Genomic DNA, 21852 nt, shown 5'->3' with positions numbered 1-21852 from the left:
CCTGGGCAGTAGAGCGCCCGGGCCGGGACACGCCGTAAACCCATCCATGGGGGCTTGGTCGCGGCATCCATGCCGCTCACGGTCCCGGCCAGGGCGCTCTACTGCCCTTGGACAATTCCCGGCGCGTCATTTGCGCTGCGGCCACTGAATCTAGAAGAGCAAAGGCAAGGGCAAAAGCATGGGTATCGAACAACATCAGGTGAAGGCGGCGGAGTTGTTGCGTGCGGCGGGCATCCTGCCGGTGGTGACGATTCATACGCTGGACCAGGCGCGTGCGGTCAGTGCGGCGTTGCTGGAAGGTGGCCTGCCGGCGATCGAGTTGACGCTGCGTACGCCAGTGGCGATGGAAGCATTGGCGATGCTCAAGCGCGAGCTGCCGGACGTGGTGGTGGGCGCCGGCACGGTGCTGACCGTGGAGCAGATGCAGCAGTCGATCGATGCGGGCGCGGACTTCCTGGTGACCCCGGGTACGCCACCGGCGCTGGCCGATGCGCTGGCGGCGGCACCGCTGCCGGTAGTGCCGGGTGCGGCCACGCCGACCGAACTGCTGTCGCTGTATGCGCGCGGCTTCCGCGTGTGCAAGCTGTTCCCTGCCACCGCCGTGGGGGGGCTGGCGATGATCAAGGGTCTGGCCGGCCCGGTTGCCGACCTCAAGCTGTGCCCGACCGGCGGCATCACCGAAAACACCGCCGCCGAGTACCTCGAGCAGAAGAACGTGGTCTGCATCGGTGGTTCGTGGATGGTGCCGGGCAGCTGGATCGCCGACGGTCAGTGGGACAAGGTGCGCGCCAGCGCCGCCGACGCCGCGAAGATCATCAAGCGCGTACGCGGCCACTGAGCCCGACACAGCTGTAGAGCCGAGCCCACGCTCGGCTCCGCGCCCGCAGGCCGGAAAGCAGCCGAGCATAGGCTCGGCTCTACATTTCCTCTATCGGCAGTGACGGCGCACGGAACCTGTCGGTGGCCCTGCGGAGGGCTCAGCCGTTGGCCGAATCCCTTACAGCGGCCGTGCCGGATCCACCAGCCCGTACTGGCTGGCCATGCGCGCCAGCGCGATGTTCTCGTGGATCCCCATCTTCTCGAACAGCCGCGCCTTGTGCGTGTTCACTGTCTTCGCGCTCAGGCTCAGGCGCCGCGCGATGTCTTCCTGGCGCAGGCCCTGGGTCAGCAGCAACGCCACTTCCAGCTCGCGCGGCGACAGGCTGTCGAATGGAGAGCCGTTGCCTTCAACGGTCGACAAGGCCAGGTTCTGCGCGATGCTGGTGCCCAGGTAGCGACGGCCCATGGCCACATCGCGCACCGCACGCAGCAGCTCCTGTGCATCGCAGCCCTTGCCGATGTAGCCCGCAGCCCCGGCTTCCAGCAAGCGCTTCGGCAGCGGCCCGTCTTCCAGCACCGACACGATCACCACGCGGGTGTTGCGATGGCTGCGGACGATGCGCTCGGTCACCTCCATGCCACTCACGCCGGGCAGGTGCAGGTCGCACAGCACCACGTCCGGCAGCAGCTGGCGGACGTCGCGCAGCGCATCTTCGCCGGTCTCGGCTTCGCCCACCACCTCGATGTCGGTCTCCCCCGACAGGATCATCTTCATCCCGGTGCGGACCAGTGCGTGGTCATCCACCAGGTAGACTCGAATCGTCATTCACGTACCTCTTCGAATGCGGCCATTGCAGGTCAAGCTAGGCAGGGCGCCGATACCCCTGCAAGCACGTTCGAGATGCGACCCGGGCATTCTGCCTTGCGCATCACAGTACCGCGCGTTGTGCTTGCCCCCTGTCTTGCAGAACCTGCTGCAACGAAACAACTGATCTATTACGTAGACGCCCCGGAGGGGCCATCCACGTCAATCCCCCTGTGATGATGCTTCGCTGGCCGTCGCTGGCGGCGAATCCTGACGCCGCCAAGGATGCCGGCGACTGAACATGACCAGATAGCACCCTACCACCCAAACCAGCGCGGCACACCATCCGGCCAGGATATCGGAGGGGTAATGCACGCCCAGATAGACCCGGGAGACGCTGACCAGCAGGCTGAACGCGGGCGCCAGCAGCAGCACCGGCCAGCGCCAGCGGGTGTTCCAGGCCAGCAGCACCAGGGTCACGGCCAGGGTCATCGAGCCCATCGCGTGGCCGCTGGGAAAGCTGAACGTCGATTCCGGCGCGATCGATTCCCACAGGCTGGGGCGCTGGCGCTGGAAGAAATGCTTGCTGCCCATGTTCAGCAGCGCCGAGCCGACGAAGCTGACCGCCACGAACGTGGCCTCACGCCAACGCCGGTAGCCCAGCAGCACGCCGATGATCAGCACGTCGGCGGGAATCAGGAACCATTCGTAGCCCAGCCTGGAAATGAGCACGAAGAAACGGTCCAGCAGCGGTGAGTGCAGGCCATGCATCTGCCACAGCAGCGGCGCATCGAAATGGAACGATTCAAACTCGTGCACTTCGTCGGCCAGGGCGACGAATCCCGCCAACGGCAGCAGCACGCCACCGAACAGCAGCACCAGGCGCCAGGCATTGTGCGCCATCCAGTGGCGGAAACCGGAGGCGGACTCCGGCGCAGCGAGGATCGCAGGCTTATCCGGCGCTTCGGACATATTTGTGTTCGACGTAATCGTCGATCAGGGCGACGAACTCCTGGGCGATGTTCTCGCCACGCAGGGTCACCTTCTTCTCGCCATCGACGAACACGGGCGCGGCCGGGGTTTCACCGGTGCCCGGCAGGGAAATACCGATGTTGGCGTGCCGCGACTCACCCGGCCCATTGACGATGCAGCCCATCACCGCCAGGGTCATGTTCTCCGCACCCGGATGGTGGATCTTCCACAGCGGCATCTTCTCGCGCACGTGGTTCTGCACCACCTTGGCCAGTTCCTGGAAGAACTCGGAGGTGGTGCGGCCGCAGCCCGGACAAGCCGTGACCAGCGGCGTGAAGGCACGCTGGCCGGTGGTCTGCAGCAGTTCCTGGGCGACGATCACTTCCTGCGTGCGCGACTGGCCCGGTTCCGGGGTCAGCGAGATGCGGATGGTGTCACCGATGCCTTCCTGCAGCAGCACGCCCAGCGCCGCCGACGAGGCGACGATGCCCTTGCTGCCGATACCGGCCTCGGTCAGGCCCAGGTGCAGGGCAAAATCGGAGCGCTGGGCCAGGTCGCGGTACACCGCGATCAGCTCCTGCACGCCACTGACCTTGGCCGACAGCACGATGCGATCGCGCGGCAGGCCGAGCTCCACCGCCTGCTCGGCCGAATCCAGCGCCGAACGGATCAGCGCCTCGCGCAGCACGCGACCGGCATCCCAGGGCTGCTCGCGCAGGTTGTTCTCGTCCATCAACTTCGCCGCCAGGGCCTGGTCCAGCGAGCCCCAGTTGGCACCGATGCGCACCGGCTTGTTGTAGCGGATCGCGAACTCGATCAACTGGGCGAACTGCAGGTCCTTCTTCTTGCCGAAGCCGACGTTGCCCGGGTTGATGCGGTACTTGGCCAGCGCTTCGGCACATGCCGGCTCGGCGGTCAGCAGCTGGTGGCCGTTGTAGTGGAAATCACCGATCAGCGGCACGTCGATGCCCATCATCGCCAGCTTGTCGACGATGCGCGGGATCGCCGCAGCGGCTTCCACGGTATTGACGGTCAAACGCACCATTTCCGAACCGGCCCGCCACAGCTCGGCCACCTGCTTCACGCTGGAGGCCACGTCGGACGTGTCGGTGTTGGTCATCGACTGCACCACGACCGGCTTGCCTCCGCCTACGGTGACCCCGCCGATCTGCACGGCATGGGTCTGGCGGCGGGGCCAGGAGGTGGCATCGGAGGGAGGAGTCGGGCGGGTGACGGCGTCGTGCATGGGCGCATTCTACCGCCCGCCCCCGCATTCCGGGTGACTCGCATTCAGCCGGTGGCACGGCTGCGGCCGATTGTCGCAGGCACAGCCGCCCGTGAACGCATACGATGAGCGTGAATGACCGGTCCCGACGCTCCGTTTCTCCGTACCCTGTGCAGCCTGCGCTGGCTTGCCGTAGGCGGCCAGGCCGCCACCATCCTGGTTGCCACCTGGGTGCTGGGCCTGCCGTTGCCGCAGCTGCCGCTATGGGCCGGCGTGGCGGTGCTGGCCCTGTTCAACATCTATACCCAGTTGCGTCCGGACGCGGCTGACACCGCACCGCTGACCGCGTTCGGCCACATCCTGGTGGACGTGATCATCCTGACCTGGATGGTCGGCTGGAGCGGCGGCATGGCCAACCCGTTCAGCTCGCTGTTCCTGATCCTGATCGCGCTGGCCGCGTTCGCCCTGCCCCTGCGCTGGGCACTGGCGGTCGCACTGGCCTGCCTGCTCGGCTACGCCGCCAGCGGCATCTTCGGCCAGCCATTGCCGGACGGTTATTTCCGCGCGCAGGACCTGAATCGCTGGGGCGTGGTCGCCAACTTCCTGATTTCCGCCGCGGTGGTACTGGCCTTCTCCACCCGGCTGGCGCTGGCCCTGCGGGAGCGCGAACTGGAACTGTCGGCACTGCGCGAGCGCTTCGCCCGCAACGAGGGCATCGTCGCGCTGGCCACCCATGCCGCCTCGGTGGCGCATGAACTGAACACGCCGCTGGCGACCATGACCCTGCTCGCCGACGATGTGGCCGAGCGCAGCGAAGAGCCGGAAGTGCGCGAGGACATGGAAACCCTGCGCGAGCTGCTGGTGCAGTGCCGGGAGCGCGTGCTGGCGCTGGCTGCTCCGGCCTCGGCCGACGCACCGGGCCGCAGCCATTCCAGCGCACAGCAGGTGCTGGAGCAATGGCGCCTGGTGCGGCCGACCATCGACCTGCACCGCAACGATGATGCGCCACTGCGGCTACCGCTGGACCCGGGCGTTGGCCATCTGCTGATGGTCCTGCTCAACAACGCCGCCGATGCCGGCGAGAAAGCCGGCCGGCCACGCGTGGACCTGGACCTGCGCATCGAAGGCGACGACCTGATCGGCGAAGTCCGCGACTACGGCCATGGCTTCGACGCCCGTGCCGCCGTGCTGCCGGGCAAGCTGTTCGGCAGCAGCAAGAGCGAGGGCATGGGCGTCGGCCTGGCCCTGTCCCATGCCACCATCGAACGCCTCGACGGCGAGATGTGGATGCGCCCGGCCCAGGGGGCCGGCAGCCGCGTCGGCTTCCGCCTGCCGCTGGCCCCACGCGAGGACACCCCATGAGCCTTCACCATTCCACCCTGGGCCTGCTGGTCGACGACGACGAGCTGTACCTGCGTACCCTGCAACGCAGCCTGGCCCGCAAGGGGCTTGAAACGCAGACCGCACAGGATGCCGCCAGTGCGCTGGCGCTGGCCCGGCAGCATCCACCGGCGTTCGCGCTGATCGACCTGAAGCTGGGCAGCGATTCCGGCCTGGCACTGATCCAGCCGCTGCGCGCGCTGCGCGCGGACATGCGGATCCTGCTGGTGACCGGCTACGCCAGCATCGCCACCGCGGTGGAGGCGATCAAGCTGGGTGCGGATGATTACCTGCCGAAGCCGGCCACGGTGCCGATGATCCTGCGCGCCCTCGGCGAGGAAGACGACGGCCCGGCCGACGATGGCGAAATGGAAGTGCCCGATGCGATGACGCCGATCAGCCGCCTGCAGTGGGAACACATCCAGCAGGCGATGCACGAGACCGGCGGCAATGTGTCAGCGGCCGCGCGCCTGCTCGGCATGCACCGGCGCTCGCTGCAGCGCAAACTGGCCAAGCGGCCAAGCCCGGAGCGCGACCCGAGCCGGTGACGCGGTAGTGCCGGCCGCTGGCCGGCAACCCATCTGCTGCGGTAGTGCCGGCCGCTGGCCGGCAACCTCATGAACGATTGAAGCATCACCTGGATGCCGGCCAGCGGCCGGCACTACCAGAGCATCAGCGCTTCAGCTGCGCCAGGATCTCGCGGGTCATCGGGTCGGCAACCGCCACATCCTCGCCCTGCAGCGCCGGCAGCAGGCCACTGGCCAGTTGCTTGCCGAGCTCGACACCGAACTGGTCGAACGCGTTGATGTTCCAGATCACCGACTGCACGTACACGGCGTGTTCGTACATGGCGATCAGCGCACCCAGTGCCTGCGGGGTCAGCGCGTCGAGCAGGATCAGCGTGCTCGGCCGCCCGCCCGGGTAATCACGGTGCGGATCGTCGCTGCTCTGGCCATTGGCCAGCGCCTCGGTCTGTGCCAACAGGTTGGCCAGCAGGGCCTGGTGATTGATCGTGTAGGGATCATCGTTGTGCACACAGCCGATGAAGTCGGCCGGAACGACGCTGGTGCCCTGGTGCAGCGCCTGGAAGAAGCTGTGCTGCACATCGGTGCCTGCCCCACCCCACCACACCGGCACGGTGTCGGTGGTGACCGGCGCACCATCACGCTGCACGCGCTTGCCCAGGCTTTCCATCACCAGCTGCTGCAGGTAGGCCGGCAGCAGCGCCAGACGCTGGTCGTAGGTCATCACCGCATGCGTGGCATGGCCCAGCAGGTTGCGGTTCCAGATGTCGGTCAGGCCATGCAGCACCGGCAGGTTGCGCTCCAGCGGTGCATCCAGCGCATGCGCATCCATCTGTGCGGCGCCTTCCAGCAGCTGCTCAAAGCGCTCGAAGCCGATCGCCAACGCGATCGGGAAACCGACCGCCGACCACAGCGAATAGCGGCCACCCACCCAGTCCCACATCGGCAGTACGCGATCGGCGGCGATCGCGAAGGCCTTGGCGGCGCGATCCGGATTGGCGCTGACTGCATACAGGCGCTCGCTGCCGCCCAGCCAGTCGTGCAGGATCTGGCCGTTGAGCAGCGTTTCCTGCGTACCGAAGGTCTTGGAGATGAGGATGCCGGCGGTCTTGGCCGGATCCAGCGTGGCCAGCGTGCGCTGCATGGCGGCGCCGTCCACGTTCGAGACGAAATGCACGCGCAGGCGCGCACCGCTGACCGGACGCAGCGCGTCGGCGACCAGGCGCGGGCCAAGGTCGGAACCACCGATGCCGACGCTGACCACATCGGTCACGCCACTGTCTTCCAGCGCGCGCACCAGCACGCCCATGCGCTGGCGGATCCCGCGCGCGGTGGCATAGGCCTCGGCCGCCACCGGCGCATCGACCACATCGCCGCGCAGCGCGGTATGCAGCGCGGCGCGCCCTTCGGTCAGGTTGACCTGTTCGCCGCGGAACAGGCGCGTGATGGCACCGCCGACATCACGCTCGGCAGCCAGCGCCAACAGCGCCTGCAACGCCGCGGCATCGTATTTCTGCCGGGCGAAATTGACGTACAACGGACCGACCCGCAGCGCCAGCTCCTGTACACGGCCGGGTTCGGCGGCGAGCAGGCTGGGAATGCTTGCGCCCTTCAGGCGCTGGGCGTGGGAATGCAGCGAGTCGAATCCGTTGTTCGTTGTCATGCGGCCTGGGTCGGGATCGTGTCGTTGGTGTGGGTGATCTGGTTGTTGCCATCAACGTACACCAGCTTCGGCCTGAAGCTGTCAGCTTCCTGCTCGGTCATGCTGGCGAACGCGGCGATGATGATGATGTCACCGACCTGCACGTGGCGCGCAGCGCCACCGTTGAGCGAGACAACGCCGCTGCCGGCTTCGGCGCGGATGGCATAGGTCGAGAAACGCGCACCATTGGTCACGTCCCAGATGTGCACCTGCTCGAACTCGCGGATGCCGGTGGCAGCCAGCAGGTTGTCATCGATGGCGATCGAGCCTTCGTAGTTCAGCTCGGAATGGGTGACGGTGGCGCGATGGATCTTGGTCTTGAGCAGGGACAGGTGCATGGGGGCGCTGCAACGGCAAAGGAAAGAGCGGATTCTAGCACCCGCGCAGCGCGGGGCATCACGGCCGGCAACCTGTTCAGGTAGGCGGTGAAACCGGGGTCAGAACCCTTTTCCCCTGGAAAAGGGATCTGACCCCATGCATCGCGCGGCGCCGCCGGAACTCAGAACTCCAGGTTGTCGATCAACCGGGTGGTTCCCAGGCGCGCGGCAATCAGCGCCACGCGGCCACCGCCGTCGAAGGTCGGCTCGGCCAGCTCCGGGGTGCGCAGCACCGCGTAGTCGACCTGGAACCCGGCTGCCTGCAATGCGGCCGTGGCGTCGGCTTCGATGCGATCACGTGCCTGCCCCGCCACGTAGCCCTCGCGCATGCCCAGCAGGGTGCGGTGGATGGTGGTCGCGACCGGGCGCTGTTCGTCGCTCAGGTACTGGTTGCGCGAACTCTTGGCCAGGCCATCCTCGTCGCGCACGATCTCAGCACCGACGATCTGGATCGGGAACGACAGTTCGGCCACCATCTGCCTGATCACGGCAAGCTGCTGGTAGTCCTTGCGGCCGAACACGGCCACGTCCGGCTGCACCTGCAGGAACAGGCGCGCCACCACCGTGCAGACGCCATCGAAGTGCCCCGGGCGGCTGGCGCCTTCCAGCACTTCACTGACACCCGGCGCGTGCATGCGCGTGGTCCTGTCCACGCCCAGCGGATACATCGTCTCCACGCTGGGCAGCCACACGGCATCGCAGCCGACCTGCTCCAGCCCGGCCACGTCGGCCTCGGGCGTGCGCGGGTAGCGACTGAAATCCTCGTTGGGGCCGAACTGGGTCGGATTGACGAAGATGCTCGCCACCACCTTGTCGGCGTACTGGCGGGCCAGGGTCACCAGCGAATGGTGCCCCCCATGCAGGTTGCCCATGGTCGGCACCAGCGCCACGCGCAGGCCCTCACGCTTCCACTGGGCGATCTGCTCGCGCAACGCGCCGAGCTCGTTGAAGGTCTGGATCATTGGGCGTAGGCGTGCTGTTCGTCGGGGAAGCTGCCGTCGCGCACCGCGTCGGCAAAGGCGCGGGTGGCACCGGCCACCGAGCCACCTTCGGCAAGGAAATCCTTGACGAACTTGGGACGGCGATGGCCACTGTCCAGGCCGAGGAAATCGTGCAGCACCAGCACCTGGCCATCGCACTGCGGGCCCGCGCCAATGCCGATGGTCGGCACATCCACCGCAGCGGTCACCTCGGCAGCGACCGGGGTCGGCACGCATTCGAGCACCATGATGCTGGCGCCTGCGGCGGCCACGGCCCTGGCGTCCTCCACCAGCTGGCGCGCAGCATCGCCGCGGCCCTGGATCTTGAAGCCGCCCAGTCGCAGCACCGACTGCGGGGTCAGGCCGAGGTGCGCGCAGACCGGAATCTCGCGCTCGACCAGGTAGCGGATGATGTCGACCTTGAAGCCGGCACCTTCGATCTTGACCATCTCGGCACCGGCCTGCAGCAGCTGCAGCGAGGCATCCAGCGCGCGTTCCGGGGTGGCATCGGCGCCGAACGGCAGGTCGGCCACCAGCAGCGCACGCTGCAGCACGCGGGCCACGGCCCGGGTGTGGTAGACCATGTCGGCCACGGTCACCGGCAGGGTCGAATCATGACCCTGCACGACCATGCCCAGCGAATCGCCGATCAGGATCAGATCGACGCCGTTGGCATCGAAGGTGCGGGCGAAGCCGGCGTCGTAGGCGGTCAACATGACCAGCTTCTGGCCATTGCGCTTGGCCTCGGCCAGGGCGGGAACGGTCCAGGGCTTGCTGTCTGCGTGGGTGCTCATGTGCTGATAACCGGGGGAGATAACCCGGGCATTATCACCCTATCGGCGCGATCCCGCAGGCATCGACCTGCATCACTGCATCCTGCACGCGTCCATGGCCAGGAATTGTAAGTTCCGGCGCGATTTCGGCCAGCGGCACCAGCACGAAGGCACGCTCGTGCAGGTACGGATGCGGCACCTTCAGCCCAGGCTGGTCGAGCGCCTGCGCGCCATACAGCAGCAGGTCCAGGTCCAGCGCGCGCGGGCCCCAGTGCACTGCCGGATCACGCGTGCGACCGAAGCGCTGCTCCAGCGCCAGCATGGCCTGCAGCAGCTCATCGGCCGGCAAGGTGGTTTCGACCGAGGCCACCGCATTGACGAACGGCGGCTGGTCTTCATTGCCCCAGGCCGGCGTTGCGTAAAGCCGCGAGGCCTGGCGCAGCCGGGTCCCGGGCAGGCCGTCCAGCGCGGCAATCGCCGCGCCGACGGTGGCGGCCGCGTCGCCGAGGTTGGCGCCGAGGCCGATCCAGGCAAGGGTCATCGCCTACTCGCCCGCTGCACCGGCCGGGGCACCCGGACGACGGCGGCGACGGCGGCGCTTGCGCGGCGCTCCGCTCTCGTCATCGCCATCTTCGCTGTGCATCGCATCCAGCGACGACTCCAGCTCACGACCGGACTGCGCCTGCGCTTCGCGCCAGAACTCGACATCGGCGGCGTGCTCGGACGACGCCACCTGGCGCAGGCTGAGGAAATCGAACGCGGCACGGAAGCGCGGATGGGTCAGGGTGCGGAACACGCGCTTGCGCTGGCGCGAGCTGAAGCGCGACTGCAGCAGCCAGATTTCCTGCATCGGCAGCGAGAAGCGGCGCGGCAGCGCGATGGTGCTCAACTGCTGCACGGTGACGCGGTCGGCGGCGCGGCGCTGCGCCTCTTCCGGTGCCACGCCCTGCTTGAGCAGGGTCGCCTGTGCACGGCAGAACGCCGGCCACAGCAGCAGCGCGAACAGGAACGCCGGCGAGACCGGTTCGTCGTTGGCCACCCGCGCATCGGTATTGGCCAGGCCCTCGACCAGCATGCGGCGCAGCGCGCCGGTGCGGTTGGCTTTCAGCGCCTTGGCGCTTTCCGGGAACAGCACGTCGAGCAGGCCGTAACGCTCAAGGCCTTCGAAGCTGGCCACGCCGTGTCCGGACAGGAACAGCTTGAGCACTTCCTCGAACAGGCGCGCTGGCGCGGCTTCGTTGAGCAGGCCGGCCAGGTGCGGGATCGGCGCGGCAGTACCCTCTTCGATCTGGAAGCCGAGCTTGGCCGCCAGGCGCACCGCTCGCAGCATGCGTACCGGGTCTTCCTGGTAGCGCTGCACCGGGTCGCCGATCAGCTTCATCAGGCGCGCCTGCACGTCCTCGAAACCACCGGTGTAGTCGCGCACCGAGAAGTCCTCGATGGCGTAGTACAGGGCGTTGCAGGTGAAGTCGCGGCGGATGGCGTCGTCTTCGATGGTGCCGTACACGTTGTCGCGCACGAGCATGCCGTTTTCCATCTCGCGGTCGCCGCTGCCGTCATCGCTGTTGGCACGGAAGGTGGCGACTTCGATGATTTCGCGACCGAACACTACGTGGGCGAGGCGGAACCGGCGGCCGATCAGGCGGCAGTTGCGGAACAGCTGCTTGACCTGCTCGGGCGTGGCGTCGGTGGCCACGTCGAAATCCTTGGGTTGGCCATTGACCAGCAGATCGCGCACCGCGCCGCCGACAAGGTAGGCGCCGAAGCCGGCATCGCGCAGGCGGTAAAGCACGCGCAGGGCGTTCGGGCTGATGTCCTTGCGGGAGATCGTGTGCTGGTCGCGCGGGATGACGCGCAGGCTGAACGGTGATGTAGCAGAGGAAATGATGTTGGCGCTTCCGGTTGAAGTTTCGGGATTGCCCAATGGCATCGAGGTGCATATACTAGCGCTCCTGCCTCGGCAGCGACACAGTTACGCTCCCTTCGTCTAGTGGTTAGGACGTGGCCCTCTCAAGGCTAAAACAGGGGTTCGAGTCCCCTAGGGAGCGCCAGTCGCCGCAGCAGGAACCGAAAAAGCCCGCCTTGTGCGGGCTTTTCTGTTTTCCGGGATTGCAGTGATTGCGGTCGGGTTGGTCGCTTTGGCGCCTCCCTGCAATCGGCTTGAGCCGGTGGGGTCACCCAGGGCAGGACACGCCGTGAACCCATCCATGGGGGCTCGATGGCGCCATCCATGGCGCCAACGGTCCTGCCCTGGGTGACCCCACCGACTCTGGACGGTTTCCCGCCAGCTGCGGCAACAACCGACCAGCGCTTCGCCGCATCCGCACGCACCATGAAACTGTCAGGAGGGGGCAGGCCGCCCTCTCCAGGACCGTTGGCGCGATGGGTTGGGCGCATGCGCCCGACGGGTTGGGCAGGAGCCCAAGCCTGGTCTTGCCGAGTGCGCAGGACAGCGCACGCGAGCAAGGCGCCATCGAGCACCATGGATGGGCTCTTGCGTGTCCTGGAGAGGGCGGCCTGCCCCCTCACACTCTGGACAAGCAGGCGCCAACGGAACGCAACCGAAGCCAGTCGCCGTCAGCCTTCCATCTGCTCCAGCTCCTTGCCCTTGGTCTCGCGCACGTAGCGGACCACGAAGACGATCGAGAGGATCGCCGCGACCGCGTAGATGCCATAGGCGCCGGCCAGGCCGATGCCGGCCAGCAGCATCGGGAAGGTCACGGTGATCGCGAAGTTCGAGGTCCATTGCGCCGCACCCGCCACCGCCAGCGCCGGGCCGCGGATCTGGTTGGGGAACATCTCGCCCAGCATCACCCACATCACCGGGCCCCAGGACATGTTGAAGAACACCACGTAGACGTTGGCGGCGACCAGCGCCAGCCGTCCCATGCCATCGGACAGCTGCAGGCGCCCGCCGGCCAGGCTGCCGCTGGCAAACGCCACCACCATCAGCACCAGCGCCACCGACATGCCGACCGAGCCGACCCACAGCAGCGGCTTGCGCCCGATGCGGTCGATCAGCAGCACGGTGAGCAGGCAGGCGCCGATGCTCAGCGCGCCGGACAGCACATTGATCAGCAGTGCGTCGCTTTCAGAGAAACCCACCGCCTGCCACAGCACCGCGCCGTAGTAGAACACCACGTTGATGCCGACCAGCTGCTGGAACATGGCCAGGCCGATGCCCACCCAGAGGATCGGGCGCAGCCTGCCGGTAGCCCTGCTGCGCAGGTCGCCGAAGCGCGGCTTGTGCTGGTCCTGTGCCAGGCTGGCTTCGATCTCGGCCTGCTTGGCCCGGGCAGCGGCCTCGCCGTACAGTCGCGACAACACCGCCCTCGCCTGCCCCTGGCGGCCCTTCAGCACCAGGAAGCGCGGGCTTTCCGGAATCACCAGCAGCAACAGCAGGAACAGCGCGGAGGGCAGCGCCTGCATCCAGAACATCCAGCGCCACGCCTCATGGCCCAGCCACAGCGGCTCGGTCGAGGCGCCGGCAGCGCGGGCCAACAGGTAATTGCTGAGGAAGGCCGCGAACAAACCGCAGATGATGGCCATCTGCTGCACCGTGGCCAGCCGGCCGCGATAGCGCGCCGAGGCGACTTCAGCGATGTAGGCCGGTGACATCACGCTGGCCGCCCCCACCGCAAAGCCGCCCAGCACGCGGGCCGCGATGAACAGCCAGGACGCGTGGGCCGCCCCGGCGCCCAGCGCCGAGACCAGGAACATCAGCGCGGACACGATCAGGACACCACGGCGCCCCAGGCGGTCGCCCAACCAACCGGCCAGGAATGCACCGACCGCGCAGCCCAGCAGCATCGAGGCAACTTCGAAACCCAGCGCCGCCTCGCTGGAGTTGAAGGCCTGGCGCAGGCCATCGACCGTGCCGTTGATGACACCACTGTCGAAGCCGAACAGGAAGCCACCAAGCGTGGCCACGCAACTGATCAGGACGATGAACGCCGTGTTTTCACCACCGTGGGAGGCGGTGCGGGACGGGGCCTGGGACATGGACGATCCTGCTGGGAAGGGAGCCCGGCCACCAGGACCGGTTGTCGCGCAGCCTCGCACACGCCCTGCCGTGCCGCCAATGGCCGCGCCTGCCAGACGCCCGTTTTCCGTCCCATCCCGACACCGGGGGCCAACCTGTTCTAGAATTGGCGGGTTCAGGAATCGATCCACCCCCAGCCCATGCCCTTTGTCGTCACCGAAAACTGCATCAAGTGCAAACACACCGATTGCGTGGAAGTGTGCCCCGTGGATTGCTTCCACGAAGGCCCGAACTTCCTGGTGATCGACCCGGATGAGTGCATCGACTGCACCCTCTGCGAGCCGGAGTGCCCGGTCAACGCGATTTTCCCCGAGGACGACGTCCCCGCCGGCCAGGAAGGCTTCGTTGCCCTCAATGCCGAGCTGGCGAAGGAATGGCCGGTGCTGACCGTGCGCAAGGACCCGCCCGCCGACGCCGGCGAATGGGACGGCAAGCCGGACAAGCTGAAGCTGCTGGAGCGCTGAGAAGCGCCCGCGGCGGCAACGGAAAAGGGCGCCCATGGCGCCCTTTTCTGTTCTCGGTAGGTGCCAACCTTGGTTGGCACAAAAGCGCCGACCAAGGTCGGCCTCTACCAAGGCACGTCTTCCGGTAGGTGCCAACCTTGGTTGGCACGGAAGCGCCGACCAAGGTCGGCCTCCACCAGGGCGCGTCTTCCGGTAGGTGCCAACCTTGGTTGGCACGGAAGCGCCGACCAAGGTCGGCCTCTACCAGGGCGGCCCCTACTGAGCCAGCTTCGCCTTCAGCGCGGCGATCAGCTTCACCGGCGCTTCGGCGGTGGCCGGCAGGCCACGCGGGTCGACCGCGGAGATGTAGGCACCTGCATCAACCGCCACCACGCGGACCAGGAAGTTGCTGCCTTCGTAGGCCACGTCGTACGAGCCCAGCAGCTGCGCGCGGCTGGCGATGGTCACGCCTTCGACGCCTTCCAGCGCGGTACCGACCTTGGCGAAGGCTTCATCCTTGCCACCGGCAACGGTGAAACCGGTGTTGCCCACCGCCGGGGCTGCGGCGACCGGCGCCGCCGGCTTGGTGGCCGAGGCCAGTGTCGGCACCTTGTTGTCGGTGGTGGCGTTGGGCAGGTTCAGGTCCGGCGGTACTTCCAGCGGGCGCATTTCCGGGGCCAGGGCGTAGTCGCCCTTGACGCCACGCTTGAAGCAGCCGGTGGTGCCGGCCGCAACAGCTACAGCAAGCAGGGCGTAGGACAGCACGCGGACAGTGGAAACGGATTGACGCATGTGAATCTCCTGGGTCAGACCAAGACGGAAGGTCAGTGGCTGGAAAGGGCTTCGAGGGCGGCGATGTCGCCGGCAAGGTGGTCGGCCGCGGGATGATGTGCTGCCGACAGCGGCAGCAGCGGCAGGCGCAGGTCATGGCCGATGCCGATGCGGCGCAGCAGCGCCTTGACCGGGATCGGGTTGGGTTCGACGCCACAGAAATCATGGAAGGGATGCAGGCGCGCGTCCCACGACTCGGTGGCTTCGTGGTCGTGCGCGGCAGCCAGCTCGCACATCCGGCGATACGCGCCCGGAAGCACGTTGGAACCGACCGAGATCAGGCCATCGATGCCGGCCCGGATCGAACGCGCGGCGGTGCCGTCGTCGCCACTGAGCACCGCGAACGTCGGGCTGCGCAGCGCCAGCAGCGCCTGCACCCGGCCGGTGTCACCCACCGCTTCCTTGATGCCGACGATATTGGGGTGGCTGGCCAGCTCGGCCACGGTCTCCGGCTGCATGTCGCAGCCGGTACGGCCGGGCACGTTGTACAGCACGACCGGCAGCCCGCCCTGGTCGGCCACCGCGCGATAGTGCGCGATCAGGCCAGCCTGGGTCGGCCGCACGTACGGCGGGGTGACCACCAGTGCGTGGCTGGCGCCAAGGGCGGCGGCACGGCGGGTCTGTTCGATGGTCTTGGCGGTGCCCGACAGGCCGGTGCCGGCCATGACCGGGATGCGGCCGCCGATGCGTTCGACGGCGCTGGCCAGCAGCTGGTCGTACTCGGCATCGGTCAGGGTCGCCGCTTCGCCGGTCGAGCCAGCCACGACAACGCCATGGACGCCACCCTCCAGTTGCAGGTGCAGCAGGCGCTGCCAACCATCGGGATCGAGGGCGCCGTCGGCCCGGAACGGGGTCGCCAGCGCGGTGATGAGGCCGGAAAGGGACAAGGACGTGCTGCTCTTGGCTGGGAAGGGAAACGCCCGCCACGAAAGGCTGGGGGCGGCCTGAATGTTACTTGCGGCGCGAAAGCACGGGCAAGTATGCTGGACACCGGTGGATCCCCGCCTCTGGCGGGCATTCAGACTCACGCATGCATTACCCGGAATCGCCTTGACCGACACCACCCCGCGCCCCGCGCCGAGCGAAAACCACCTCCTGATCAACGCCTATACGACGCATCCGGAGTCCCCCCTGCTGTCCGTCACCCGCCGCATCGCCGACAGCGGCTGCAACCTGGTGGACGCACGCCTGGCCACGGTCGGCCGCGATGTCTCGGTCACCGCCCTGGCCACCGGCTCCTGGGACTCGGTGGCCAAGCTCGAGGCGATGCTGACCCGGCTGGAGCGCGAGGAGGGCCTGAAGCTGGTCTGGTACCGCACCGCCGCCAAGCAGGCGCAGTCCAACCTGCTGCCGTACATCGTCGAAGTGATCGCCGCCGACAAGCCGGGCATCCTGTTCCAGCTGGCCGATTTCTTCGACCGCCAGGGCATCACCATCGAGAACCTGCAGAGCACGCGCTACCGCGCCATGCAGACCGGTGCGGAAATGTTCAGTGCACAGGTCACCATCGGCGTGCCGGCCAACATGCACATCGCCGCGCTGCGCGACGATTTCCTTGAGTTCTGCGACCACCTGAACCTGGACGCGATCATGGACCCGATGAAGTTCTGAATGAATTCCTGATTTTTCGCGCGCCTCTCACGGGCGCGTGGCGTTTCATGCAATTGTCTTGGAAAGAACCCAGGCTCGACAGAAGGACCTCATGAACAACGGCGATACCCTGGACAGCACCACCCTCTCCCTGCCGCTGGCGCTGTCCGGTGGCGACCAGGCCACCCTCGGCGACTATGCCGGCCAGTGGCTGGTGCTGTACTTCTACCCCAAGGACAGCACTCCCGGCTGCACCACCGAAGGTATCGACTTCAACGCGCTGCTGCCGAAGTTCAAGAAGGCCGGCGCGGTCGTGCTGGGCGTCTCGCGCGATTCGGTGAAGTCGCACGACAATTTCTGTGCCAGGCAGGGCTTCGGCTTCCCCCTGGTCAGCGATGGCGACGAAGCGCTGTGCAGCGCCTTCGACGTGATCAAGATGAAGAACATGTACGGCAAGCAGGTACGTGGCATCGAACGCAGCACCTTCCTGATTTCCCCCGACAGCCGCATCGTGCAGTCCTGGCGCAAGGTCAAGGTCGCCGGCCATGCCGATGCCGTTCTCGCCGAACTGAAGGCCTCCCAGTCCAAGTGAGTCCCACTGCCTACTGTGTCTGCCATCACCCTGCCAGGCAGCAGGCCGTGGTGGTTTTTCCCTGTCCGTAACCAGGAATCGACGATGACCCGAGGCAAGCGCATCTACGTGCTGGATACCAACGTGCTGATGCACGATCCGACCGCGCTGTTCAAATTCGAGGAGCACGACGTTTACCTGCCCATGCAGGTGATCGAGGAGCTGGACAACGGCAAGAAGGGCACCTCCGAAGCGAGCCGAAACGCCCGCCAGGTGAGCCGCTTCCTCAACGAGCTGGTGCAGGCCTCCGGCCTGGACAACCTGGCCGACGGCATTCCGCTGCAGCGCCCGAATGGGCTGCAGCTGCGCGGCAAGCAGAGCGCCGGCAAGCTGCGCTTCCAGACCAGCCATTTCGACGCTGGCAAGAGCTTCGGCAAGGTGATCCCGGACAACGCCATCCTCGGCGCGATCCTGGCCCTGAAGGAAGAAACCCCCGACCTGCCGGTGGTGTTCGTCTCCAAGGACATCAACCTGCGGATCAAGGCCGCCATCGCCGGCATCGTGTCCGAGGACTACGAGAACGACCGCGCGCTGGACGATTTCAGCCTGCTCTACACCGGCGCTACCGAGCTGCCGGAAGACTTCTGGAAGCGCCACGGCGACGACCTGCGCAGCTGGAGCGACAAGGGCCGTACCCATTACGAAATCCAGGCGCAGGACGGCGAGGAGTGGTACCCGAACCAGTACGTCTACCTGCCCGGCGAAGATGAAGTCGAGCTGCGCGTCAGCCGCGTGGTCGGTGACGGCAAGGTGGTGCTGTCGCTGGTCGATGATTTCCGCCACGGCAGCCACGCCGTGTGGGGCATCAGCGCACGCAACCGCGAGCAGAACTTCGCCCTCAACGCACTGATGGATCCGGAGATCGACTTCGTCACGCTGCTGGGTACCGCCGGCACCGGCAAGACCCTGCTGGCGCTGGCCGCCGGCCTGGCGCAGACGATGGACCAGCAGCGCTACCGCGAGATCATCATGACCCGCGCCACGGTCAGCGTCGGCGAGGACATCGGTTTCCTGCCCGGCACCGAAGAAGAGAAGATGACGCCGTGGATGGGCGCGCTGACCGACAACCTGGAAGTGCTCACGCACAACCAGGAAGGCGGCACGTGGGGGCGCCAGGCGACCAACGACCTGCTGGCCAGCCGCATCAAGATCCGCTCGATGAACTTCATGCGCGGCCGCACGTTCCTGTCGCGCTACCTGATCCTGGACGAGGCGCAGAACCTCACCCCGAAGCAGATGAAGACGCTGATCACCCGCGCCGGCCCCGGCACCAAGATCGTCTGCCTGGGCAACGTCGAGCAGATCGACACCCCGTACCTGACCGAGACCACCTCGGGCCTGACCTATGCGGTGGATCGCTTCAAGAACTGGCCGCATAGTGCACACATCACCCTGCGCCGTGGCGAGCGTTCGCGCCTGGCCGATTACGCTTCGGAGGTGTTGTGAACCGCCGCACCCGCCTGCTGCTGCCCACGGCTGCAATCACCCTCGCAGCCGTGCTGGGCGCCTGCACCACTACGCGCGGCCCGGCCAGTGTGCCCACCGCCGAGCGCACCGGCCAGTCCTGGGTGGTCACCCGCCCGATCATCGCCGCGCAGGTGCTCGACACCTGCTCGCGGCCCAGCCCCGGCCGCGAGGCCGGGCGGGTCAGCGGCTACTGGGCACCCAGCCGGCAGCAGATCGACCAGCTGGAAGCGAACCTGTCTTCGCTGGAGGCCCAGGTGCCGAAGGTGCTCGACTTTAACCGGCAGTACGTCGGCATCGAAAGCGCAGGCCGACGGCTGATCTACATCAATGCCTTCCACCTGCCCGACGACAGCGGCATCAATCCGGCCCGCGAAGCGATCCGCGTCTGCGATGGCGGCGCGCAGTTCTGGGGCGCGGTGTTCGACCCGGCCAGCAACACCTTCAGCGAGCTGCAGTTCAACGGCGGCTTCGGCGGGCCCTGAGGGGCCCCGCCGATGGGAATACGCCTGCCCACCTGGGTCTGGATCGGCGCGGTCGCGCTCTCGTGCGTGGCCGGCATGGTCAACGTGGTCGGCTTCCTCGGTTTCGAGCACCAGGCGGTCAGCCACATGACCGGCAGTACCAGCCAGCTCGGCATGGCACTGGCCCAGGGTGACTGGCGCGCGGTCGGCCACCTGTGGGGACTGCTGATCGCATTCTCGCTGGGCGCAATGCTCAGCGGCCTGCTGATCCAGGACAGCACCCTGCAGCTGGGCCGACGCTACGGCGTGGCACTGGCGCTGGAATCGGCTCTTTTGCTGGTGTCCATTCCGCTGTTCGAACGGCACCAGATCTGGGGCGCACTGGCCGCCGCCATGGCCTGCGGCCTGCAGAATGCAATGGCCACCACTTTCAGCGGCGCGGTGGTGCGCACCACCCACCTCAGCGGCATGTTCACCGACCTCGGCATCGGCCTGGGTCACCTGCTGCGCGGACTGCCGTTGCAGGTGCGACGACTGACCCTCAGCGGCCTGATCATCAGCGGCTTCCTCGCCGGCGGCATCCTCGGCGCCTGGCTGTTCGTGCGCTGGCAGTACGACGCCCTGCTCGCCCCGGCCCTGCTCACCGGCCTGACCGGACTGGGTTATGTGCTGTACCAGCAGTGGGCGCGTTGGCGGCATTGAGGGCGGCGCTCCAGGGGTCAGATCCCTTTTCCTGCGGCAAAGGGATCTGACCCCATCTATCAGCGGCGACGCTACCGCCTTTACGGTGACCACGGCACAATCGCTGGATGAGCCCGACCACTCCCGTTTCCGCCCTGACCATCGCCGGCTCCGACTCCGGCGGCGGTGCCGGCATCCAGGCCGACCTGAAGGCTTTTGCAGCGCATCGCGTGCACGGCCTCTCCGCGATTGCTGCACTGACCGCGCAGAACACCCGCGGCGTCATCGCCGTGCATGTGCCGCCGATCGATTTCCTGCGCGCGCAACTGGACGCCTGCTTCGACGACTTCGACATCCACGCGGTGAAGCTCGGCATGCTGGCCAACGCCGAGGTGATCAATGCCGTCGCCGATGCATTGGAGCGCCATCGCCCGCCACACGTGGTGCTGGACCCGGTGATGGTCGCCACCAGCGGCGCGCGCCTGCTGGAAGACAGCGCCCTGCAGGCGATGCGCGAGCGGCTGATCCCGCTGGCCACGCTGATCACCCCGAACACGCCGGAAGCAGAGCTGCTGGTCGGACGGAAGATCGGCAACGGCGATGACGCCGAACGGGCGGCCTCCGCCCTGCTCGACCTGGGTGCAGGTGCGGTGCTGCTCAAAGGTGGCCATCTGCAGGAAGGCAACCGCGTGATCGATCGTTACTTCGACGGCGTCAGCAGCGAAGAATTCATCCATGCCCGCCTGCCGCTGGACGCACATGGCACCGGCTGCACGCTGGCCTCGGCCATCGCCGCGCAACTGTGCAACGGCTTGAGCCTGGCCAATGCCTGCGAAGCCGGTATCGACTACGTTGCACGCGGCCTGCAGCAGGGCTATGCCCCCGGCCGCAGCGAGGTGCTGGTGCTCGATCACTTCGGCGCGGCACCACACGCATGAGCCTCACACCGGACGTCCTCGCCGTGCAGTGCGCTGATGGCCATCGCTACGAAGTGATTGCCTGCGTGCCTGCACAGCCCATCGCGCGCCTGCTGTGGCTGCCTGCACTGGGCGTGGCCGCTCGCCACTACCTGCCGCTGGCGCAGGCGCTGGCGGCGAAGGGCGTGGCGGTGTACCTGCACGAGTGGCGCGGCAATGGCAGCAGCTCACTGCGGCCGTCGCGCACGCAGGACTGGGGCTATCGCGAGGTACTCGAACAGGATCTGCCCACCAGCCAGGCGGTCCTTGTCGCGGCGGATGACGAGGCCGGCGCGCTGCCCTGGATCATCGGTGGCCACAGCCTCGGCGGTCAGCTGGCCTGCGTGCATGCCGGCCGCAATCCGCAGCACTTCAACCGCTTGTGGTTGGCGGCCAGCGGCTCACCGTTCTGGCGTGGCTTCCCACCACCGCGCGGCTGGCTGCTGCCGCTGGTCTACCGCTTCCTGCCGTGGATCGCACAGCGCCAGGGCGTACTGCATGGCCGGCGCCTCGGCTTCGGCGGCACCGAAGCGCGCGGACTGATCGCCGACTGGGCGCGCGTGGGCCTGAACAACCACTATGCCGCGGCCGGCATGGACGAAGACCTCGACGCACAGATGGCGCGCGTGCATGGCAGCGCGCAGGCGGTGTTGATGGAACACGACTGGTTGGCACCGACCGGATCGATGCAGGCATTGCTGGCCAAGCTGCCGAATGTGGACGCGCAGCTGCGCGTGCTGTCGGGGCAGGAACTGGGCACGCGTGCCGATCATTTCGCCTGGCTGAAGGCCCCTGACGCTGTGGCGGACCGCTTTTTCATTCAGTTGGATGAAAATTTTCACAAAACTGTTGACGGTGCGCGCCGACATCCGCATAATTCCGCTCCTGTCGCAGGGCGCCCGTAGCTCAGTTGGATAGAGTACCTGGCTACGAACCAGGCGGTCGGGAGTTCGAATCTCTCCGGGCGCACCACTCGACAGGTTTTCAGCATCCGCCGCTGGAAATGCAGTAAAATTTGATTGTGTACCGCGCGCCCGTAGCTCAGTTGGATAGAGTACCTGGCTACGAACCAGGCGGTCGGGAGTTCGAATCTCTCCGGGCGCACCATACACAGTCAACACAACAAGTTTATGTAATTGGCGCCCGTAGCTCAGTTGGATAGAGTACCTGGCTACGAACCAGGCGGTCGGGAG

At 67.0% G+C, this 21852-nt stretch carries 23 protein-coding genes and 3 tRNA genes; 14 read left to right on the top strand and 12 right to left on the bottom strand.

The genetic code is table 11. The annotated features are described in order from the left end of the window. Window positions 1-178 precede the first annotated feature (178 nt). Window positions 179-838, top strand: coding sequence for a bifunctional 4-hydroxy-2-oxoglutarate aldolase/2-dehydro-3-deoxy-phosphogluconate aldolase (locus tag AC5JLE_RS05295; RefSeq protein ID WP_014646757.1), 660 nt, complete (start codon window positions 179-181; stop codon window positions 836-838). Between the two features lie 159 nt (window positions 839-997). Here the strand turns inward: AC5JLE_RS05295 and AC5JLE_RS05290 are convergent, their stop codons facing one another. The 3 genes from AC5JLE_RS05290 to ispG form a co-directional block, all read right to left on the bottom strand. Next, window positions 998-1645 (bottom strand): response regulator, encoded by a 648-nt coding sequence (locus AC5JLE_RS05290; RefSeq protein WP_496065091.1) that lies wholly within the window; start codon window positions 1643-1645, stop codon window positions 998-1000. Window positions 1646-1846: 201 nt separating this feature from the next. Continuing rightward, window positions 1847-2596, bottom strand: coding sequence for a phosphatase PAP2 family protein (locus AC5JLE_RS05285; RefSeq protein ID WP_032958602.1), 750 nt, complete (start codon window positions 2594-2596; stop codon window positions 1847-1849). Continuing rightward, window positions 2577-3842 carry a flavodoxin-dependent (E)-4-hydroxy-3-methylbut-2-enyl-diphosphate synthase gene (ispG, locus tag AC5JLE_RS05280; RefSeq protein ID WP_041863307.1) on the bottom strand — a complete coding sequence of 422 codons (1266 nt, stop codon included), beginning with the start codon at window positions 3840-3842 and terminating at the stop codon, window positions 2577-2579. The genes AC5JLE_RS05285 and ispG overlap by 20 nt, the downstream gene beginning before the upstream one ends. Window positions 3843-3956: 114 nt before the next feature. On the opposite strand from ispG, the gene AC5JLE_RS05275 reads away from it, so the two are divergent. Together AC5JLE_RS05275 and AC5JLE_RS05270 are read left to right on the top strand one after the other, a co-directional pair. Continuing rightward, on the top strand, window positions 3957-5183 hold the full coding sequence (locus AC5JLE_RS05275; RefSeq protein ID WP_032960817.1) for an ATP-binding protein: 1227 nt from the start codon (window positions 3957-3959) through the stop codon (window positions 5181-5183). Next, window positions 5180-5749 carry a response regulator transcription factor gene (locus AC5JLE_RS05270; RefSeq protein WP_012510702.1) on the top strand — a complete coding sequence of 190 codons (570 nt, stop codon included), beginning with the start codon at window positions 5180-5182 and terminating at the stop codon, window positions 5747-5749. The genes AC5JLE_RS05275 and AC5JLE_RS05270 overlap by 4 nt, the downstream gene beginning before the upstream one ends. 124 nt (window positions 5750-5873) lie before the next feature. On the opposite strand, the gene pgi is transcribed toward AC5JLE_RS05270, so the two are convergent. From pgi to pcnB, 6 genes are all read right to left on the bottom strand, one after another. Then, window positions 5874-7388 (bottom strand): glucose-6-phosphate isomerase, encoded by a 1515-nt coding sequence (gene pgi / locus AC5JLE_RS05265; RefSeq protein ID WP_049406249.1) that lies wholly within the window; start codon window positions 7386-7388, stop codon window positions 5874-5876. Further along, window positions 7385-7765: an aspartate 1-decarboxylase gene (gene panD / locus AC5JLE_RS05260; protein ID WP_014646751.1), complete on the bottom strand. Its 381-nt coding sequence runs from the start codon at window positions 7763-7765 to the stop codon at window positions 7385-7387. The genes pgi and panD overlap by 4 nt, the downstream gene beginning before the upstream one ends. Before the next feature lie 161 nt (window positions 7766-7926). Continuing rightward, window positions 7927-8766 (bottom strand): pantoate--beta-alanine ligase, encoded by an 840-nt coding sequence (panC, locus tag AC5JLE_RS05255; RefSeq protein ID WP_014646750.1) that lies wholly within the window; start codon window positions 8764-8766, stop codon window positions 7927-7929. Beyond that, window positions 8763-9578, bottom strand: coding sequence for a 3-methyl-2-oxobutanoate hydroxymethyltransferase (gene panB / locus AC5JLE_RS05250; protein WP_014646749.1), 816 nt, complete (start codon window positions 9576-9578; stop codon window positions 8763-8765). The genes panC and panB overlap by 4 nt, the downstream gene beginning before the upstream one ends. A 34-nt stretch (window positions 9579-9612) precedes the next feature. Then, window positions 9613-10098, bottom strand: a complete 486-nt coding sequence (gene folK / locus AC5JLE_RS05245) for a 2-amino-4-hydroxy-6-hydroxymethyldihydropteridine diphosphokinase (RefSeq protein WP_100449799.1) — start codon at window positions 10096-10098, stop codon at window positions 9613-9615. 3 nt (window positions 10099-10101) lie between these two features. Further along, window positions 10102-11481 carry a polynucleotide adenylyltransferase PcnB gene (pcnB, locus tag AC5JLE_RS05240; RefSeq protein WP_100449798.1) on the bottom strand — a complete coding sequence of 460 codons (1380 nt, stop codon included), beginning with the start codon at window positions 11479-11481 and terminating at the stop codon, window positions 10102-10104. Between the two features lie 52 nt (window positions 11482-11533). Between pcnB and AC5JLE_RS05235 the strand changes: the two genes are divergently transcribed. Further along, window positions 11534-11608: transfer RNA gene (locus tag AC5JLE_RS05235), tRNA-Glu, on the top strand. A 526-nt stretch (window positions 11609-12134) separates the two neighbouring features. Here the strand turns inward: AC5JLE_RS05235 and AC5JLE_RS05230 are convergent. Beyond that, on the bottom strand, window positions 12135-13559 hold the full coding sequence (locus tag AC5JLE_RS05230) for a sugar porter family MFS transporter (protein WP_046429936.1): 1425 nt from the start codon (window positions 13557-13559) through the stop codon (window positions 12135-12137). 180 nt (window positions 13560-13739) lie between these two features. On the opposite strand from AC5JLE_RS05230, the gene fdxA reads away from it, so the two are divergent. After that, window positions 13740-14063, top strand: coding sequence for a ferredoxin FdxA (gene fdxA / locus AC5JLE_RS05225; RefSeq protein WP_005409054.1), 324 nt, complete (start codon window positions 13740-13742; stop codon window positions 14061-14063). Between the two features lie 255 nt (window positions 14064-14318). Here the strand turns inward: fdxA and AC5JLE_RS05220 are convergent, their stop codons facing one another. Next, entirely contained in the window at window positions 14319-14834 is a 516-nt protein-coding gene (locus tag AC5JLE_RS05220) for a hypothetical protein (RefSeq protein ID WP_049442314.1), read from the bottom strand. A 32-nt stretch (window positions 14835-14866) separates the two neighbouring features. After that, window positions 14867-15760 carry a 4-hydroxy-tetrahydrodipicolinate synthase gene (dapA, locus tag AC5JLE_RS05215; protein WP_032960833.1) on the bottom strand — a complete coding sequence of 298 codons (894 nt, stop codon included), beginning with the start codon at window positions 15758-15760 and terminating at the stop codon, window positions 14867-14869. 163 nt (window positions 15761-15923) lie between these two features. Between dapA and AC5JLE_RS05210 the strand changes: the two genes are divergently transcribed. The 9 genes from AC5JLE_RS05210 (at window position 15924) to AC5JLE_RS05170 (ending at window position 21766) form a co-directional block, all read left to right on the top strand. Then, window positions 15924-16484 carry a glycine cleavage system transcriptional repressor gene (locus AC5JLE_RS05210; protein ID WP_005409051.1) on the top strand — a complete coding sequence of 187 codons (561 nt, stop codon included), beginning with the start codon at window positions 15924-15926 and terminating at the stop codon, window positions 16482-16484. Between the two features lie 91 nt (window positions 16485-16575). Then, on the top strand, window positions 16576-17055 hold the full coding sequence (locus AC5JLE_RS05205; protein ID WP_014646743.1) for a peroxiredoxin: 480 nt from the start codon (window positions 16576-16578) through the stop codon (window positions 17053-17055). Window positions 17056-17139: 84 nt separating this feature from the next. Next, window positions 17140-18540 carry a PhoH family protein gene (locus AC5JLE_RS05200; RefSeq protein WP_014646742.1) on the top strand — a complete coding sequence of 467 codons (1401 nt, stop codon included), beginning with the start codon at window positions 17140-17142 and terminating at the stop codon, window positions 18538-18540. Then, entirely contained in the window at window positions 18537-19043 is a 507-nt protein-coding gene (locus AC5JLE_RS05195; RefSeq protein WP_496065090.1) for a hypothetical protein, read from the top strand. The genes AC5JLE_RS05200 and AC5JLE_RS05195 overlap by 4 nt, the downstream gene beginning before the upstream one ends. Before the next feature lie 12 nt (window positions 19044-19055). Beyond that, entirely contained in the window at window positions 19056-19724 is a 669-nt protein-coding gene (locus AC5JLE_RS05190) for a YoaK family protein (RefSeq protein ID WP_049406125.1), read from the top strand. 107 nt (window positions 19725-19831) lie between these two features. Further along, complete coding sequence (gene thiD, locus AC5JLE_RS05185; protein ID WP_046429932.1) at window positions 19832-20641, top strand: bifunctional hydroxymethylpyrimidine kinase/phosphomethylpyrimidine kinase; 810 nt, start codon at window positions 19832-19834, stop codon at window positions 20639-20641. Continuing rightward, the gene (locus tag AC5JLE_RS05180; RefSeq protein ID WP_496065089.1) at window positions 20638-21564 is read left to right on the top strand and encodes an alpha/beta hydrolase family protein; all 927 of its coding nucleotides are present in this window, start codon (window positions 20638-20640) and stop codon (window positions 21562-21564) included. The genes thiD and AC5JLE_RS05180 overlap by 4 nt, the downstream gene beginning before the upstream one ends. Further along, window positions 21555-21631, top strand: a tRNA-Arg gene (locus tag AC5JLE_RS05175). Before AC5JLE_RS05180 ends, AC5JLE_RS05175 begins: the two co-directional genes overlap by 10 nt. A gap of 58 nt (window positions 21632-21689) precedes the next feature. Next, window positions 21690-21766: transfer RNA gene (locus AC5JLE_RS05170), tRNA-Arg, on the top strand. Window positions 21767-21852: the final 86 nt, after the last annotated feature.

Source organism: Stenotrophomonas sp. (assembly GCF_059505245.1).
Note: the sequence above shows the minus strand (reverse complement) of the source record. Positions and strands in the feature narration are given on the sequence as shown.

Bases quoted from the DNA above. Each gene is read 5' to 3' on its own strand.
- AC5JLE_RS05295 (WP_014646757.1), top strand. From the start codon at position 179: ATGGGTATCGAACAACATCAGGTGAAGGCGGCGGAGTTGTTGCGTGCG.
- AC5JLE_RS05290 (WP_496065091.1), bottom strand. From the start codon at position 1,645: ATGACGATTCGAGTCTACCTGGTGGATGACCACGCACTGGTCCGCACC.
- AC5JLE_RS05285 (WP_032958602.1), bottom strand. From the start codon at position 2,596: ATGTCCGAAGCGCCGGATAAGCCTGCGATCCTCGCTGCGCCGGAGTCC.
- ispG (WP_041863307.1), bottom strand. From the start codon at position 3,842: ATGCACGACGCCGTCACCCGCCCGACTCCTCCCTCCGATGCCACCTCC.
- AC5JLE_RS05275 (WP_032960817.1), top strand. From the start codon at position 3,957: ATGACCGGTCCCGACGCTCCGTTTCTCCGTACCCTGTGCAGCCTGCGC.
- AC5JLE_RS05270 (WP_012510702.1), top strand. From the start codon at position 5,180: ATGAGCCTTCACCATTCCACCCTGGGCCTGCTGGTCGACGACGACGAG.
- pgi (WP_049406249.1), bottom strand. From the start codon at position 7,388: ATGACAACGAACAACGGATTCGACTCGCTGCATTCCCACGCCCAGCGC.
- panD (WP_014646751.1), bottom strand. From the start codon at position 7,765: ATGCACCTGTCCCTGCTCAAGACCAAGATCCATCGCGCCACCGTCACC.
- panC (WP_014646750.1), bottom strand. From the start codon at position 8,766: ATGATCCAGACCTTCAACGAGCTCGGCGCGTTGCGCGAGCAGATCGCC.
- panB (WP_014646749.1), bottom strand. From the start codon at position 9,578: ATGAGCACCCACGCAGACAGCAAGCCCTGGACCGTTCCCGCCCTGGCC.
- folK (WP_100449799.1), bottom strand. From the start codon at position 10,098: ATGACCCTTGCCTGGATCGGCCTCGGCGCCAACCTCGGCGACGCGGCC.
- AC5JLE_RS05230 (WP_046429936.1), bottom strand. From the start codon at position 13,559: ATGTCCCAGGCCCCGTCCCGCACCGCCTCCCACGGTGGTGAAAACACG.
- fdxA (WP_005409054.1), top strand. From the start codon at position 13,740: ATGCCCTTTGTCGTCACCGAAAACTGCATCAAGTGCAAACACACCGAT.
- AC5JLE_RS05220 (WP_049442314.1), bottom strand. From the start codon at position 14,834: ATGCGTCAATCCGTTTCCACTGTCCGCGTGCTGTCCTACGCCCTGCTT.
- AC5JLE_RS05205 (WP_014646743.1), top strand. From the start codon at position 16,576: ATGAACAACGGCGATACCCTGGACAGCACCACCCTCTCCCTGCCGCTG.
- AC5JLE_RS05200 (WP_014646742.1), top strand. From the start codon at position 17,140: ATGACCCGAGGCAAGCGCATCTACGTGCTGGATACCAACGTGCTGATG.
- AC5JLE_RS05190 (WP_049406125.1), top strand. From the start codon at position 19,056: ATGGGAATACGCCTGCCCACCTGGGTCTGGATCGGCGCGGTCGCGCTC.
- thiD (WP_046429932.1), top strand. From the start codon at position 19,832: ATGAGCCCGACCACTCCCGTTTCCGCCCTGACCATCGCCGGCTCCGAC.
- AC5JLE_RS05180 (WP_496065089.1), top strand. From the start codon at position 20,638: ATGAGCCTCACACCGGACGTCCTCGCCGTGCAGTGCGCTGATGGCCAT.